Source organism: Mycobacterium sp. IDUB_36 (assembly GCF_055419225.1).
This window is the reverse complement of record NZ_JBVAXH010000001.1, coordinates 1,536,442-1,551,627: the sequence shown is the minus strand read 5'-3', so window position 1 is coordinate 1,551,627 and position 15,186 is coordinate 1,536,442. Positions and strand designations below refer to the sequence as shown.

Below are 15,186 nucleotides of genomic sequence, written 5' to 3'. Positions count from 1 at the left end.
CCGTTAAGGAGGGCGACATGACCGATCAACCTCGTGAGGCCCGAGTGCTCGACGCGGTGGTTTCACTCGTCGACAGCCTGCTCGATGACTTCGACATCGTCGAACTATTGACCGAACTCACCGAACGCTGCGCCGAATTGCTGAATGTCGGAACGGCGGGGTTCCTGCTCGCCGATCCGCTCGGGCAGCTTCGGCTGTTGGCCGCGACGTCCAGCCAGACCCGTGAGCTGGAACTCTTCCAGTTGCAGGTCGACGAGGGTCCCTGCGTCGAGTGTTTCGCGAGCGGCCAGCCGGTTTCGGTGGCGGATCTGCGCACCGAATCCCGGCGGTGGCCGCAATTCGTTCCGGCCGCGCTCGGAGCGGGCATTGTCTCGGTGCATGCCGTGCCGATGCGGGCCGCCGGAATCGTCCTGGGTTCCCTCGGCCTGTTCGGCAATCACGCCGGCCGACTCGACGAATCCGATCTGCTGGTGAGCCAGACGCTGGCGCACGTCGCATGCGTGGCGATCCTGCAGGAGCACCCGCCCACACCCGCGTCGGTGATACCGCAGCTGCGGTCGGCGCTGACCAACCGCATCGTCGTCGAGCAGGCCAAAGGATTTCTGCGGGAACGGCTCGACATCTCGGTGGACGAAGCATTTTCGCTGCTGCGCAGATACGCGCGTTCCCACAACGAACACCTCACCGATCTGGCACGACAGTTGATGTCCGAACCCGGCGCGCGCCCGGTGCTATTGCGGAGACTCGGTCAGCTGGCTCACGACTGAGTCCGGCGTGCCTGCGCGCGTCGCACGGCGTCCTCGACCAATCGTGCCGCAACCACCCTCAGCTTGAGGTTGCCGTTCTGACTCATCTGGACCAGGCGGCTGAACGCCACCTCATGGCTGACGCCCGTCCGGCTGCGGACGATCCCGATCGCCTGGTCGATCACCGCGCGGTTGTCCAAGGCCTCTTCCAATTTCTCGGCGCGTGCTCGTGCCTCGGCCAGGAGTTCGGCGTTGTAGATCGACACCGCCGCCGGCTCGGCGAACTGAGTGCCCAGCTGGATGGCATGTTCGCCGAACGCATCGTGGCTCCTGGCGTAGCAATTGATCGCCCCGATCAATTGCTCGCCGACCAGTAGCGGCAACGACAGCGCCGAGTGCACGCCCATCCGTCCGACCCGCCCGCCGAAACGAGGCCAGCGGTCGTCGGCCGCGAGCGATCCGCTGACCGTGGTCCGTCCGGTGTGGATGCATGTGACGCACGGGCCTTCGCCCAACTCGTTGTACTGGAATGAATCGATTTCGTGGACGAATCCGGCCGTGGCAGAGGCCGTTTGAAGTACCGGTAACCCTTTGCCGTCGTTGACCAGTGCGACCCCGGCGCCATCGACACCGGGTATGGCGTCGGCGGCGAACTCGGCGACCTGGCACAGCAACTCGATCACGTCGCGGGCGCCCGCCACCATCCGGGCCAGTCCGCGCAGCCCGGCGTGCAAATCGAGTTCGTCGGAACCCTTTTGAGCGCTGGACATTTCGGTGATCCGGCCCGGTTGGGCGTCAAAGCTTCTCATCGACCGCTCGACCTAGGTGACCAAGGTCAACGCGTGGCCGCGGCGCAGTTTTCCGGACGGCGTCTTCGGGATCATTCCCGGTTCGAGCACGACGACGTTGCGGGGCCGTACGTCGACCTCGGCGATCACCTCGTGGGCGACCTGACGCTCGACGCGGCGCACCTCGTCCGGGTTGTCCCAGACGGTGGCCTCGACGGCCACCGCGAAAGTCTCCCGCGGATGGCCGGCCTGTAGGCGCACCGCGACCGCACAGCCGGGCCGGACCCCCTCGACCCGAGCGGCGGCACGCTCGATGTCGGTCGGGTAGATGTTGCGCCCGCCCATGATGATCACGTCCTTCAGCCGACCGCACACCACCAGATCGCCGATCTCGGTGAGGTAGCCCAAATCGCCTGTGTCATACCAGCCTTCGTGGTCCTGCGCGGACACGAAACCGTCGATCGTGGTGTAGCCGAGCGTCACCGGCTCCCCTCGAACGTTGATGATACCGACGCTGCGGGCGGGCAGCGGCATGCCGCTTTGATCGACGATCCGTGCCTCCAGCCCCTTGAGTGGACGGCCCAGCGACGCCAACCGCCGGGTCTTGCCCCGTGACGTCGGCACCGCCCGATGCAGCGCGGCAAGCAAATCGGCATCGACTTCGTCGACGAGCAATCCCCGGCCGCACTCGGTGAACGACAGCGCAACCGTCGTCTCCGCCATGCCGTAGGCGGGCACCATCGCCTCCGGGCGTAGCCCGAACGGCGCCCCGGCTTCGCACAGGTCCTCGACGTCGGCCGGCTCGACCTGCTCCGCGCCGGACAGTGCCCATCGCAGACTGGACAGGTCGAACTGCCCAGGCTGGGCCTGGTTGCGCAGCCGCTTGGCCAACAGGGTGTAGGCGAAGTTGGGGGCTGCCGTCATGGTCGCCCGGTATTTGTCGATCAGCCTGGCCCACAGCAAGGCGTCGCGCAGGAAGTCCATCGGGGTGATCTTGACCAGCTCGATGCCGAAGTACATCGGCGCGGTCAGGTAGCCGGTCATGCCCATGTCGTGGAAGCACGGCAGCCAGCTGACGATCACGTCGAGGTCTGGGTCGACTTCCGCTTCGACGTACATCGCCTCGGCATTCGCCACGACGTTGCGATGGCTGATCTGGACCGCCTTCGGCGACCCGGTCGAGCCGGACGTCAGCTGCAGCAGCGCGATGTCGTCGTCGTCGGTCTCGACGGGCCCGATCGACTGGCTGTCGAGTAGTTGTTCGGCGGTGAGCACCTGCATGCCCCGCTCGACCAGCAGCGGGACCGCGGCCATGAACGGGTCGGACACCACCACGGCCCTGGCGCCGATCAGATTGATGACGGCTGTCGTCTCCTCGGACCAGCGCAGCAGGTCGGTGCGCGGCGTGGGCTGATGCAGCATGGTCACGCTGGCGCCCCGCATCCAGATGCCTTGAGCGACCGGCGCGATCTCGACCGGCGCTCCGGCCAGCACGGCGACCGCGTCGCCGTGGCCTACGGCGGCCTTGGCCAGGCCACCTGCCACCCGGCCGGCCCGCTGGTGCACCTGGCGCCAGGTGTGGCGGACGGGCGCGTCCGGCTCCCCGGTGATCAGGCCCTGCGGGCTGCTCTCAGCGTTGTCGAACATGGTTTGGGTGAAGCGGCTCACTATGCGACTCCCAGCGCAAAGTAGAACCCGAATTTGTTTGCGGTCCACATCGGCGCTTAGGCGCTCGTCGGCGGGGAAATCGCGTCGCCACCGTGACGTTTCCGTGAGGCTGGAGTGTCAACCGGTGAAGACGTTACCAAGTCGGCTGGCGTCTCTCCACCACATCGGGGTTGATGTCGGAACCACCCGCGACACTTCGCATCACGCTAAGCATGTTCGCCCACGCGTTTTTCCGGGATCGTCGCACAACAGTTGAGCCCACCGGCGATACTTCGCGTCATGAGAACCGAGGCCAACCTGCAGCGTTGGGAGCGGCGTTCCGAGTGGCCGCTGGCCTTCGCCGCATTCTGTTTCTTGGTGATCTTCTCGATTCAGGTGCTGGTCCAGCCGCACGGGCTCACCACCCGCGTGCTCTGGGCGACCGACTGGTCCATCTGGGGCCTGTTCATGGCGGATTACGTTGTGCGGCTTTACCTCGCGCCGAACCGGTGGCACTGGTTCCGGCGGCATCTCCTGGATTTCGCGATCGTGACGTTGCCGCTGTTGCGGCCACTTCGCCTGTTGCGCTTGCTGATTCTGATCGAACTGATGCAGCGGGCGGTCGGCGATGCCTTTCGCGGCCGCATCGTCGTCTACACCCTGTCCGGTGTGGTGCTGTTGATCTACAGCGCGTCACTGGCCATCTTCGACAAAGAGCGCTACCTGCCCGGCGCGAAGATCGACTCGTTCGGCAAGGCCATCTGGTGGTCGATCACCACGGTGACGACGGTTGGTTACGGCGACTTCTATCCGATCACCAACGCCGGCCGCGTCATCGCCGTGATGCTGATGATCGGCGGCATCAGCCTGGTCGGGGTCGTGACCGCCGCGCTCGCGTCGTGGATCATCCAGCGGGTGGCCGAGGAGGAGTCCACGATGCAAGCGGCCACCGTCGCGCACATCGAGGATCTGCGCGGCGAGATCCGGGCATTGGGCCAGCAGCTGCGGGAAAGGGACGAACGTGACGCTCGCGCCTGAAACCTTCACCACGTCAGGTGTCGGCGGCACCCGGATCGTCGCCGACCGGATCGGGGATCCGGCGACACCGGCGGTGGTGTTCCTGCACGGCGGCGGGCAGACCCGGCGCTCGTGGGGCAAGGCGGCTGCCGCGGTCGCCGGGCGCGGCTGGCAGGCGGTCACCCTCGACTTCCGCGGTCACGGAGAATCTGATTGGTCAGACGAGGGTGACTACCGATTGACCAGCTTCGCCGGCGACGTGCAGGAGGTGCTGCGCCGGCTTCCCCCGAAACCGGTCCTGGTCGGTGCGTCGTTGGGCGGGTTCACCACAATGCTTCTGGCGGGCGAGCTTTCGCCGGGTATCGCCCGTGCGGTGGTGTTGGTCGACATCGTTCCCAACATGAACCAGTCCGGCGCCAGTCGCATTCACGACTTCATGGCCGACCGGATGCAGACCGGATTCTCCTCGCTCGACGAAGTGGCCGACATGATCGCCGAGTACAACCCGCACCGGCCGCGGCCGTCCGACCTCGACGGGCTGCGCACCAATCTGCGGCACCGCGACGGCCGCTGGTACTGGCACTGGGACCCGAAGTTCATCAGCGAGAATGCATCTCTGCCACCCCACGAGCTGACCGATGTCGACCGGATGAACAACGCGGTCGAGGCGATCCTGGCCGGCTGCGTGCCGATGCTGCTGGTGCGCGGTCAAGTCAGCGACCTGGTCAGCCAGGACCGCGCCGAGGAGTTTCTGGCCCGCTTCCCGCAGGTCGAATTCGTCGACGTGCAGGGTGCCGGGCACATGGTCGCCGGCGATCGTAACGACCTGTTCGCCGATGCGGTATTGAATTTCCTTAATCGTCAAGCGGTTTGAAGCGGCAGCAGGACGCCGTTGTGGGCGCCCAAGTCGATCGCGGCGTTGATGACGACCCGGTCCAGCTGGCGCAGGGCGTGCAGTGCGTTCATCAGCCGTCGGTGCTGCGGTGCCAGCGGATCGTCGACGTCGTGGCGGGCGAGTGTCTCCGCGGCGTCGATGTAGTCGGTCGACGGGAAAACGTTCGCGGGCTCGTCGAACTCCAGCGCCGTGACCAACACGTCGATGTTGCGGCGGATCTGGCCGGCGGCCGCCCGGATCGCCTCCGTCAGCTCAAGGGGCGTTTCGATGTGTAACTCGCTGCTGCGAGCCAGGATTCGCGCGTAGCGATCGCTCGCGGTGAGCATCCGGACGCCGTGCCGCATGGTCTGGCGGCCGGACAGTCCGGCGATGCCGGTGCTCATCGGTTTGGCGGTGATCCGGAACTGCTGCAGGTCGCGACCGAGCTGACGCGCTGTCTCGGTCAGCCTGGCGGGCGCGGGAGTGCCCAGCAGACTGGCCACCGATGCCTCGACGAGATCGGACAGGGTGAGGAAGAAGGTATGGGCGTCGCCGCGAATCTTGGCTCGGGTGTTGATCGGGAGCACCAGGATCGCGGACGCGATCCCGATGACCGCACCGACCGCCGTCTCCTCGATCCGCAACACCAGCAACCCATAGGTGAATTCGCCGAGCAGGCCGTACATCAGGGCGAGCATGGTGCTGATCCAGAACGTCATCAGGCTGTAGGTGACCTTCATGAAATAGAAGGCACAGAACAGACATATGAAGATCATCGACAGCGATGCGATCTTGCTGCCGGACACCAGGGTGGCGACCAGCACCCCGCTGGGCACACCGAGCACGGTGCCGAGCAGTCGCTGCCAGCCTTTGTCGAGAGTCTCGGCCCAGGTGTTGGTGCCGGCGAAGATCACGAACGCGGCGATCGCCGCCCAGTACCAGTGCGACGGCGAGACGATCTCGCCGACGATGATGGCCAACGCCCCGGCGACCGCCACCTGAACGGCCTGCCGGGTGGAGGGCAGCATGCCGTGCTGCGGCCGCGTCTCGGGCAGCGCGGGGCTGTCGGTCGGCGGCATCTCGGTCGCGATTCCGTCGATGCGCCTGCGGACTTCGGCGGTGGCTTTGGCGGTGTCGATGATGGCCAGCGCGACGCGGCGCACCGGCACGTCGTCCGGATCCCGATCGAGTTGCTCGCGAGCGACGTGCGCGGTCTGGGTGAGCCCTTCGGTGTGCGGCGTGCGGATCGCCCGCGCCAGCATTGTGACGGTGTCCGCCAGTTCGGTCCGGGTGGTGGCGGGCAGGTCGGCGAACGCAGCGCGGGTGCCCGCGGTCGCGAGGCGTTCGACGGTGAGTTCGGCGTCGAACAGCCACAGTGCGAGGTCTTCGCCGCTGACCCCCGGCCACAACACGCCCGGATTGACGCGGTCTTCGATCTGGGCTTGGACCGCCAATGCCGTCTCGTTGAGGCGGCGCAACCGAATTCGCAGCCGGCGCTGACGCCGCTCGTCCGGGTCGCCGAGTCGCACGGCGTCGGCGGTGGTGTCGACCGCGATCGCCATCCGCGCCCGCAATGACCGGATGCTTTCCCGCAGGACGCTTTTCGGCCGGTCCGGCATCAGATAGGTGCTCCACACGAAGCTGCACAGCGTGCCCACCACCGTCGCGCCGATCAGCCACGGCAGCTCGGACAACTGAGCCCGCAGGTACAGCGAGAAGAAGTACGACATGAAGGCGACCATGCCCAGCGCCGTCCCGCGCGGGCCGAAACGGCGCACGTAGACCGCACCGAACACAACCACCACGAACAGCACGTCGCCCACCACCGGATGCGGTGTGACCAGTGCCGCGGCGGTGATCGTGAGCGCGGCGGGCAGCGGCAGCAGCGCCATCGTGACGAGCTGGCGGCGCGGATCGGTTTCGTTCACCGAGCGGGCCGAGATCATCGTGATCACCGCGCCGAGCAGCGCCACCGTCAGTGGCTGTCCGGTTGCCTTCGCCAGCAGGAACAGGAGTAGCAGCGAGGTGCCCAGCGCGGCGGTCGTGCGGGCGGCCATCCGCAGCCGGAGCAGCCCGGGATCGGACCCGATCGCCCAGTTGCGCGCCCGCCGGTACCGCGCGGTTGCATCACCGAACACCCGTGGCCAGCCTCTCTCACGCGAATCGCGTGTCTGTCGTACTCGACTCTGGCACAGCGACCAAGATGGGACGCGATGAGCACGCGAGCGACGCTGGCCGACGGCCGTGAGTTGTTGTTCTTCTCACTGCCCGGCCGCACCCCGGCGCCAGTTGCCGACCGCCGGCCGCTGTCCCCTTTCGAGCCGGGGCAGTCGCAGTTGCGCTTCGACCAGAGCACCGGGCAGTGGGTCATCATCGCCGCGCGCCGCCAGGACCGTACCTACAAGCCGCCCCCGGACCAGTGTCCGCTCTGCCCGGGGCCGACGGGGCTGACCAGTGAGGTGCCCGCACCCGACTACGACGTGGTGGTCTTCGAGAACCGCTTCCCGTCGCTGTCCGGCGCGGGGGCTCCCGCCTCGGCCGCGGACGGTTTCACGCCGCTGCCGGGGGTCGGGCGCTGTGAGGTGATCTGTTTCTCCAGCGACCACACGGGTTCTTTCGCCGCGTTACCGAAGCCGCACGCCCGGCTGGTGGTCGACGCCTGGCGGGACCGGACGGCGGCCCTGCTGGCGTCGCCGGTTGTGCAGCAGGTGTTCTGCTTCGAGAACCGGGGCGAGGAGATCGGCGTGACGCTGGCCCATCCGCACGGCCAGATCTACGGCTACTCGTTTCTGACACCCCGGACGGCGGCGATGATGCAGCAGGCCGCTGCGCACCAGGGTGGCAACCTGTTCGCCGACTTGCTGGCCGCCGAGGTCGCCGACGGCAGCCGGATCGTGGCCCGAACCGACTTGTTCACCGCGTTCGTACCGTTCGCCGCGCGCTGGCCGGTCGAGGTACACATCTACCCGAACCGGTTCGTGCACAACCTCATTGACTTGTCCGAGGCCGAACTCGACGACTTCGCCTCGCTCTACCAGGACATCCTGCGCCGCTTCGACCGGATGTACGCCGGCCCGCTGCCCTACATTTCGGCGCTGCACCAATACTCGGACACGCCTGCCTTGCGCGAGGGCTACTTCCACGTCGAGCTGATGTCGATCCGGCGCAGCGCCACCGCGCTGAAGTATCTGGCGGCGTCGGAGTCGGCGATGGACGCGTTCATCACCGACGTGGTGCCTGAGGCTGTCGCCGCCCGGCTATGTGACCTTGCATGACGATCCGATATTCGGCGCCGGGTCGGGTCAACCTGATCGGCGAGCACACCGACTACAACCTCGGCTGGTCGTTGCCGATCGCGTTGCCGGAGCGGACGTTTGTGGTGTTCGAGCCCTCCGGCGACGGTGCCCTGACCGTGTCCAGCGACCTCGCCGACGGCGCGGTCCGGATTCCATTGACTACCGAACCCGCGGACGTGACCGGGTGGGCGGCCTACGTGGCGGGCGTGGTCTGGGCGCTGCGTAGCGCCGGACATCCGGTGCCTGGGGGGACGATGTCGATCACCAGCCAGGTGCCGATGGGCTCGGGGCTGTCGTCCTCGGCGGCGCTGGAGTGCGCGGTGCTGGGTGCGTTGGCCCCGCACCTCGACCGGATGGAACAGGCCCGGCTGGCCCAGCGTGCTGAGAACGAGTATGTCGGCGCCCCAACGGGTTTGCTGGATCAGATCTCGTCGCTGTTCGGTGCGGCGTCGACGGCGCTGCTGGTCGACTTTCGCGACCTGACCGTTTCACCGGTCGGCTTCGACCCGTTGTCGAGCGGTGTCGAGTTGTTGCTGATCGATTCGCGGGAGCGGCACGGCCACGTCGGCGGTGAATATGCGGCGCGCCGATTGTCGTGTGAGCGGGTGGCCGCGCAGCTCGGTGTCGTCTCGCTGCGGGAGGTCAACGACCTCGCAGCTCTTACCGAGGTGAGCGATCCCGTCGATGCCCGCCGCGCGCGGCATGTGCTGACCGAGAACCGACGCGTCCTGGACTTCGTTGCGGCGTTGGGTGATTCGGATTACGCGGAGGCCGGCCGGATTTTCAGCGCGTCGCATGCGTCGATGCGCGACGACTTCGCCATCACCACCCCGCATATCGACTCGATCGCCGCTGCCGCGGTGGACGCCGGTGCGCTGGGTGCCCGGATGACCGGCGGCGGCTTCGGCGGCTGCGTGATCGCGTTGGTGCCCGTTGATCGCGTATCTGCGGTGCGCGCGGCGGTGCCTTCGTCGGCGGTGGTCACATCGACCTACGCCGCAGCAGGCGCATCCGCCACGTGAGTAACAGCGAGGTCGGGGTGTTCGATGTGCCCGCCTCACAGCGACAACCGCGCACCCCTGCCGAGTTTGTCGCTCAGAGGTGGGCACATCGACACTCGGTCACCTCAGGACGCAGGAGTGAACCGAATCGCCCGCAGCCCCAGCGTTGCGGCCGCCTCGCCGAACTGCTCGCGGGTCGGCATGCGGTGGTCGCGGAACCCGATGCCCATCACCCGCTCGGCTCGCTTGACGCCGTAGTTCTCGGCGCAGCGGGCGTACAAGTCGGCGGAGTGAGCCGCATCGGTGATCAGCTCGCCCTGCATCGCCGTCGTCGCGCCGTCGAACCGCACCCGCGCTGGAGCACCACCACGGAAGTTGGCCTTCCAGGTGGCCCCGGTCATCGCGTAGAGGATGCCGTCGATCAGATGTGCGCTCAGCACAAGCGAATACGGTCGTCCGCTCTTACGGCCGGTGAAGTCGACGACCATGAACTGGGTGCGCGCCGGGCCCGCGAATGGAGTGTGCAGCAGGCGCGCCAGAATCGGATTCAGCACCAGCCGCATAAACGCCTTCGGCGGGTGCGACTGGGTGATCGGGTTGGACTGCTCGGTCATGCCTTCACGGTAGCTCCCAGCCGATGGTGAAACCGTGCCGCAGGACCAAATCGGTCAGCACCTCGGTGCGTTCGGCCAGCGGCCACGACTCGACGGTGAACGGCTCGAGGGCGAAGAACGCGTAGTTGATCGACGTCTCCGGCGTGGTGCGCGGTCGGTAGACCACCGCGTCCACCGCGTCGTTAGGCGGCCACCACCGCTTGACGGCGTCGGCGAGCCGATTGCAGGTTCGCCACACGTCCTCGTGCTGGCCGGTGCTGATCTGGTCGTCGAGACCGAGGATGTCGAGGTTGGCTTCGGTGCGCAGGTCCAGCACCCGCAGGTGCCGGGTGGCGACGAGCCGCACCAGCCGGTGCTCGGCATGGTCGGCGGGGATCATCAGACCGGTGGGGCGGTAGCGCTCGCGGAATGCGCCGACGAGAGCGCTTGCCGCATAACGGGTTCGGAAAGCACCGGATTCCGGGTCGAACCGGTAACGGGCTGAGGGAAATCCAGCCCAGGTCCACTGGTCGGGTGGTGCCGCTTCGACTCGCCACAATTCGGTGCCGGCGTCCACGCGACGGCGTCGCAGCCCGACCGGTCGGGTGTCGGGAAGCGGCTTTCGATAGCCGGCGGAAAGGTCAGGCACCGATGCCGGCGAGCATCCGCCAGGCGGCGTCAACGCTCTTGGGCCGGCGTAGCGCCTCGGCGATCGACGAGCCGCCCAGGTCGTCGTGTTTGAGCCGCATGATCCGGTCAGCAGCCAGCGGGTCGGAGGTGAACGTCGACAGCAGGTCGAGGATGCGCGGCAGATCCGTGCGCACCCGGTCGGCATCGAATTGCCAAGCGGGGAAGTAGGTTTGGTTGCCCACCGCCGAGCCGATCAGCTTGCCCCGGCTGCGTAGCCGATGCACGGCCTGCGGCGACTGCAGGGCCAGGCGTTGCTGCACCTTCGGCGTCGCCAGCGAGCCCTCGACGAATTCGCGCACGAGTGCGCCACGGCGTTCTTCGTTCAGGCTTTTCGCGGCGACACGCTGCAGGGTTCCGTGCGGGGTGGTCGGTGCGCCGAGGATGGCGTCGAGCACCTCGGCGAAACCGGGTTCGGTGCGGGCACGTTCGGCGACCTGGCGAACCAACGGGGCGACGGTAGTGGACACGACTCCAGGCTACCAGCAGCCCTCACCTATTGAAACAATCGAAACAGGTCTCAGTAGGCGGTGCGGCGTGACGCTCCCGCGCCGGCGCCACTGCGGCGGCCACGCCCGCCTGCACGCTGGCCGCTGTGAGCGGCTTTGGCCCGCTCGCCGCCGCGGTTCGGACGGCGTCGCTGCTGAGACCGCTGTGCGGGCTGTGCCTGCACCGGCTTGGGGGATGGGGCCTGGTAGGGGGCGATTTCGCCGACCAGTTGCGCGACGGGCTCTGACGCCGCGGTCACCTGCTGCGGGCGGGCAGCGATACCGGCCCGCTTCATCAGCGCGGAGGTGTCGCGGCGTTGGTCGGGAAGCACGACGGTAACCACGTCGCCGGAGCTGCCGGCGCGGGCGGTACGACCGGAGCGGTGCAGGTATGCCTTGTGCTCGGCGGGCGGGTCGACGTGGACCACCAGCTGCACGTCGTCGACGTGCACACCGCGGGCGGCGATGTCGGTGGCCACCAGCACGCGGGCCTCGCCGGAGGCGAAGGCGGCCAGGTTGCGGTCACGGGCCGGCTGGGAAAGGTTGCCGTGCAGGTCAACTGACGGCACCCCGGACTCGGTGAGTTGGCGGGCCAGCTTCTTGGCCTGGTGCTTGGTGCGCATGAACAGGATGCGACGGCCGGTGCCGGAGGCCAGGCGGTGCACCAATTCGGTTTTCGCGCCGACACTTTCGACGTGGAATACGTGGTGGGTCATCTCCGCGACCGGCGAGTTCGCCTCGTCGACGGAGTGCATGACGTGGTTGCGCAGGAACCGCTTGACCAGCTTGTCGACGCCGTTGTCCAGGGTCGCGGAGAACAGCAGGCGCTGACCGCTCGGCGGCGTCGCGGCCAGGATGCGGGTGACACCCGGCAGGAAGCCGAGGTCGGCCATGTGGTCGGCCTCGTCGAGAACCGTGACGTCGACCGCGTCGAGGCTGATCAGCCGTTGGCGCATCAGGTCTTCCAGCCGACCCGGGCAGGCGACGACGATGTCGACGCCGCCGTTGAGCGCGGATTCCTGGCGGGTCTGCGACACCCCACCGAAGATCGTGGTGACCTTCAGGCCGTAGCTGGCCGCCAGCGGCTCCAGCGCCGCGGTGATCTGGGTGGCCAGCTCACGGGTGGGTGCCAGGACAAGGCCGGTCGGATACTTGGGCCGCCGCTTCGCCGTGGCGAGGCGGGTGACCAGCGGGATCGAAAAGGCAAGTGTCTTGCCACTACCGGTCTTGCCGCGGCCGAGCACGTCGCGGCCGGCCATCGTGTCGGGCAGGGTGTCGATCTGGATCGGGAAGGGCGCGTCGATACCGCGCGAGGACAGGTTGCTGATCAGTCGCTCGGGCACGCCGAGTTCAGCGAAGGAGACAGAAGTCATTGTGAGACAGTGCCTTTCGGGGCATCAGGAAATACAGGTGGCGAGATTGCCGGTGGGCAAAATCGATCGCCGCGAGAAAGCTTGGAATGGAATGTCGGAGCAGTCCACGACGTGTCAGCGTGCTGATGATGCCGACGTTGAGACCAGACTAACCTACCGGCGGGTAATTCCAGCCATGGTGTGAGCTAGACCATGTCGTTGCGGGTCAGCCACTGCATCACCGGCCAGCCGATAAAGACCGGTAACCAGCAGGTCAGGACCCGATACAGCAGCACCGAAGGCACGCTGACGGCCGCCGGGACGCCGAACGCGGCGAGGCCACCGATCAGGGCCGCTTCGACGGCGCCGACCCCGCCGGGCGTCGGAGCGGCCGAAGCCAGCGTGCCGCCGACCATCGTCACCACCGTGACGGTGACGAAACTCGTGCTGCCGCCGAACGCCTCGACGCTGGTCCACAACGCCAATGCCGCACCGAGGGTCGTCCCCGTGCAGCCCAACACGATCAACGCCATCCGCTTGGGCTCGCGCGCCACCTCGACGATGTCGGTGGTGATCTCCTTGAGCTTCGGTGTCACCGCCGTCGACAACCAGCGCCGGAGGTTGGGGACCAACAGGAATACGCCGACGAGGCCCAGTGCCGCGCCGGCAATCAGGTACAGCACCGTCGAATTCGGCACGAAGTGCGACAGGTCGGTTCCGGCGCCCGCGACGGTGCTGAACAGGATCAGCAGCAGCACGTGCATGATCACCTGCATCGACTGCTGCAGCGCGACGGCGGTGGTGGCACGGGTGGTGCTGAGCCCGCTCTTCTGCAGGATGCGGGTGCTCAACGCGAGTCCGCCGACGCCGGCCGGCGTTGTAGTCGCCGCAAAAGTGTTGGCCACCTGTGCAATCGAGAGACGCCAGAAGTTCACCGACTCGTCGGCGCTGGCCCACAACGCGGCCGCGGCGCCCACGTACGTGGAGGCCGAGATGGCGAGACCGAGGAGCGCCCACCACCAGTTGGCCTTGCCCAGCGCGTTGAAGAACGTCGGCACCGTGCTGATGAACGGGTAGGCGACGTACACCAGCGCGACCAGCAGTACCAACTGGATGAGCTGGCTGCGGGAGAACCGGGTGACCGTCTCGGATTTGATCTTCTCCGTGCCGGTTTGGCGCATCACCGCGGCCCGGCTGCGTGAGATGACGGATTTCGGGTCGTTGACTGAGTTCCGGACGTGTTTGGGCACAGCCGTTTTGGTGAGCCGTCTGGATGCGGTCAACACGGTGTCGCGGCCGAGCACTTCGATCGCAGCGGCGACGGCTTCCTCGGCGCCGTACAGCGCGGTCGTCGTCACCAACAGCTGGGCGATGTCGCCCTGGAGTTGGTTGTCGGTGGCACCGTATTCCGCGCTGCCAAAGCCGCCGAAGAACACCGCGCCGTTGCTGACGGTGATTTCTTTGTCGCGCAGATCGCCGTGCGCGATCTGATGGTCCTGCAGCTTGCGCAGCGACTCCCACACTTCGGCCGCGGGTATCGAGCTGTAGCACTCTTTGAGCGGGCCGCCGCGAATTCGCTTGTGCGCATACAACGTCCAGCCCCGGTCCAGGGTGCCGACCGCGATCGTCGTGGTGTTGGCGACACCCAGGTCGCCGATCGCGATGGCCATCAGTGCCCGGTGCTCGACAGCGCGTCGCATCGAGGCCTGCAGGGGAGCGGTCTCGTTCTCGCGCAGCCGCATGATGCGCCACGCCTGCCGCAGCGCGCCCCCGCTGCGTTGATGCGGCCCGTACATCTCGACAACGGCGTTCTCGTCCGGGTCGGTGGTGACGGCCGACAGCACCAGCGGGCCGGAGCCGGCGGGGCGGACCACCCGCAGCTCGTCGACCGCGAAGCCGCGTTTGGCCATCGCCCGTACCGCGCCGTCGAGCGGCACCTCGAGTGCCGGCGTCCCGCTGACCAGCACCACCAGCGCTCCCACGAACCAGCCGACCGCAAGACCCAGCAGAGAGCGGGCCGGCACGATCGCGCTGACCACAAGGTGGATCGGGATGAAGGCCAGCAGCAGCGCCCACCACCAGTGCCGCCAGCGGGCCGGCAGCCACGGTCCCGACACCGTCAGCACGGCGGCGAGCATGCCGATCCAGCGCGGGTCGTCGAGGAATTGGGCCAGGACTGTGCGCAGGCGCTCGTTCAGGTCGAAGTGCCACCGCGGCGCGGCCAGGCCGGTGCCGGTGATGGACAGCGCGAGCACGGAGATCAGGGCCGCGGCGGCGTAGGGGATGAGGAGCCGCCACTGCCGGGCCAGGATCAGACCGAACAGGATCATGAACGGCAGCGCCAGCACCGCGAGGCCGTAGACCAGGTAGACGATGTCGGACTGGGTCGGCGTCAGCACCCCGATGATCCGGGAGATGGACATCTCCAGCCCGTCCCACCGGGTACGGGTGATCAGCGAGCTGGTGATGACGGCCGCCAGCAGCGCGCCCGACAGGGCCACCCGCAGCATGTCGTTGGTACGGCGAGTCAGCGGCTGCAGCAGGCTGCCGGAAACCCTGACCTCGCGACCGTCGACGTGCATGCTTTGAGGCGACCTCCGGCGTCTGTCAGCGTTCCGCGGACAACATAACCGGTGACCTCCGCCGATAGCCGGATTGCCGGGGGTCGCGGGCCGCTTCGATGCCATGCTGAGTCAC

General features: G+C 67.5%; 13 protein-coding genes and 1 pseudogene. 6 read left to right on the top strand and 8 right to left on the bottom strand.

The window, feature by feature from the left end; genetic code table 11:
• Window positions 1–17: 17 nt before the first annotated feature.
• Window positions 18–767, top strand: a complete 750-nt coding sequence (locus ACZYW1_RS07570; protein WP_463784586.1) for a GAF and ANTAR domain-containing protein — start codon at window positions 18–20, stop codon at window positions 765–767.
• Here the strand turns inward: ACZYW1_RS07570 and ACZYW1_RS07565 are convergent.
• A complete protein-coding gene (locus tag ACZYW1_RS07565) occupies window positions 758–1,555 on the bottom strand; it encodes a GAF and ANTAR domain-containing protein (RefSeq protein ID WP_463784585.1) in 798 nt (265 codons plus the stop codon). The genes ACZYW1_RS07570 and ACZYW1_RS07565 overlap by 10 nt on opposite strands.
• A 12-nt stretch (window positions 1,556–1,567) precedes the next feature.
• Entirely contained in the window at window positions 1,568–3,202 is a 1,635-nt protein-coding gene (locus ACZYW1_RS07560) for a fatty acyl-AMP ligase (protein ID WP_463784583.1), read from the bottom strand.
• A 279-nt stretch (window positions 3,203–3,481) separates the two neighbouring features.
• Between ACZYW1_RS07560 and ACZYW1_RS07555 the strand changes: the two genes are divergently transcribed.
• Both ACZYW1_RS07555 and ACZYW1_RS07550 read left to right on the top strand, forming a co-directional pair.
• Window positions 3,482–4,219 (top strand): potassium channel family protein, encoded by a 738-nt coding sequence (locus ACZYW1_RS07555; protein ID WP_463784581.1) that lies wholly within the window; start codon window positions 3,482–3,484, stop codon window positions 4,217–4,219.
• Window positions 4,203–5,072, top strand: coding sequence for an alpha/beta fold hydrolase (locus ACZYW1_RS07550; protein WP_463784580.1), 870 nt, complete (start codon window positions 4,203–4,205; stop codon window positions 5,070–5,072). The genes ACZYW1_RS07555 and ACZYW1_RS07550 overlap by 17 nt, the downstream gene beginning before the upstream one ends.
• Here the strand turns inward: ACZYW1_RS07550 and ACZYW1_RS07545 are convergent.
• Window positions 5,060–7,129 carry an FUSC family protein gene (locus ACZYW1_RS07545; RefSeq protein WP_463787733.1) on the bottom strand — a complete coding sequence of 690 codons (2,070 nt, stop codon included), beginning with the start codon at window positions 7,127–7,129 and terminating at the stop codon, window positions 5,060–5,062. The genes ACZYW1_RS07550 and ACZYW1_RS07545 overlap by 13 nt on opposite strands.
• A gap of 156 nt (window positions 7,130–7,285) precedes the next feature.
• On the opposite strand from ACZYW1_RS07545, the pseudogene ACZYW1_RS07540 reads away from it, so the two are divergent.
• From ACZYW1_RS07540 to ACZYW1_RS07530, 3 genes and pseudogenes are all read left to right on the top strand, one after another.
• Window positions 7,286–7,372, top strand: a pseudogene (locus tag ACZYW1_RS07540) (galactose-1-phosphate uridylyltransferase); the annotation flags it as partial.
• A 36-nt stretch (window positions 7,373–7,408) separates the two neighbouring features.
• On the top strand, window positions 7,409–8,347 hold the full coding sequence (gene galT / locus ACZYW1_RS07535) for a galactose-1-phosphate uridylyltransferase (protein WP_463787732.1): 939 nt from the start codon (window positions 7,409–7,411) through the stop codon (window positions 8,345–8,347).
• Window positions 8,344–9,390: a galactokinase gene (locus ACZYW1_RS07530; RefSeq protein WP_463784578.1), complete on the top strand. Its 1,047-nt coding sequence runs from the start codon at window positions 8,344–8,346 to the stop codon at window positions 9,388–9,390. Before galT ends, ACZYW1_RS07530 begins: the two co-directional genes overlap by 4 nt.
• Window positions 9,391–9,494: 104 nt before the next feature.
• Here the strand turns inward: ACZYW1_RS07530 and ACZYW1_RS07525 are convergent, their stop codons facing one another.
• The 5 genes from ACZYW1_RS07525 to ACZYW1_RS07505 form a co-directional block, all read right to left on the bottom strand.
• The gene (locus ACZYW1_RS07525) at window positions 9,495–9,983 is read right to left on the bottom strand and encodes a hypothetical protein (RefSeq protein ID WP_463784576.1); all 489 of its coding nucleotides are present in this window, start codon (window positions 9,981–9,983) and stop codon (window positions 9,495–9,497) included.
• 4 nt (window positions 9,984–9,987) lie between these two features.
• Window positions 9,988–10,611: an RES domain-containing protein gene (locus tag ACZYW1_RS07520; RefSeq protein ID WP_463784574.1), complete on the bottom strand. Its 624-nt coding sequence runs from the start codon at window positions 10,609–10,611 to the stop codon at window positions 9,988–9,990.
• Window positions 10,604–11,119 (bottom strand): hypothetical protein, encoded by a 516-nt coding sequence (locus ACZYW1_RS07515; protein ID WP_463784572.1) that lies wholly within the window; start codon window positions 11,117–11,119, stop codon window positions 10,604–10,606. Before ACZYW1_RS07515 ends, ACZYW1_RS07520 begins: the two co-directional genes overlap by 8 nt.
• A 50-nt stretch (window positions 11,120–11,169) precedes the next feature.
• Window positions 11,170–12,510, bottom strand: a complete 1,341-nt coding sequence (locus ACZYW1_RS07510) for a DEAD/DEAH box helicase (protein WP_463784570.1) — start codon at window positions 12,508–12,510, stop codon at window positions 11,170–11,172.
• A 185-nt stretch (window positions 12,511–12,695) separates the two neighbouring features.
• Entirely contained in the window at window positions 12,696–15,071 is a 2,376-nt protein-coding gene (locus tag ACZYW1_RS07505) for a lysylphosphatidylglycerol synthase domain-containing protein (RefSeq protein ID WP_463784568.1), read from the bottom strand.
• Between the last annotated feature and the right edge of the window lie 115 nt (window positions 15,072–15,186).

Coding starts and splice junctions, on each gene's coding strand:
- ACZYW1_RS07525 (WP_463784576.1), bottom strand. CDS start 9,983: ATGACCGAGCAGTCCAACCCGATCACCCAGTCGCACCCGCCGAAGGCG.
- ACZYW1_RS07555 (WP_463784581.1), top strand. CDS start 3,482: ATGAGAACCGAGGCCAACCTGCAGCGTTGGGAGCGGCGTTCCGAGTGG.
- ACZYW1_RS07545 (WP_463787733.1), bottom strand. CDS start 7,129: ATGGCCGCCCGCACGACCGCCGCGCTGGGCACCTCGCTGCTACTCCTG.
- ACZYW1_RS07565 (WP_463784585.1), bottom strand. CDS start 1,555: ATGAGAAGCTTTGACGCCCAACCGGGCCGGATCACCGAAATGTCCAGC.
- ACZYW1_RS07570 (WP_463784586.1), top strand. CDS start 18: ATGACCGATCAACCTCGTGAGGCCCGAGTGCTCGACGCGGTGGTTTCA.
- ACZYW1_RS07505 (WP_463784568.1), bottom strand. CDS start 15,071: ATGCACGTCGACGGTCGCGAGGTCAGGGTTTCCGGCAGCCTGCTGCAG.
- ACZYW1_RS07530 (WP_463784578.1), top strand. CDS start 8,344: ATGACGATCCGATATTCGGCGCCGGGTCGGGTCAACCTGATCGGCGAG.
- ACZYW1_RS07510 (WP_463784570.1), bottom strand. CDS start 12,510: ATGACTTCTGTCTCCTTCGCTGAACTCGGCGTGCCCGAGCGACTGATC.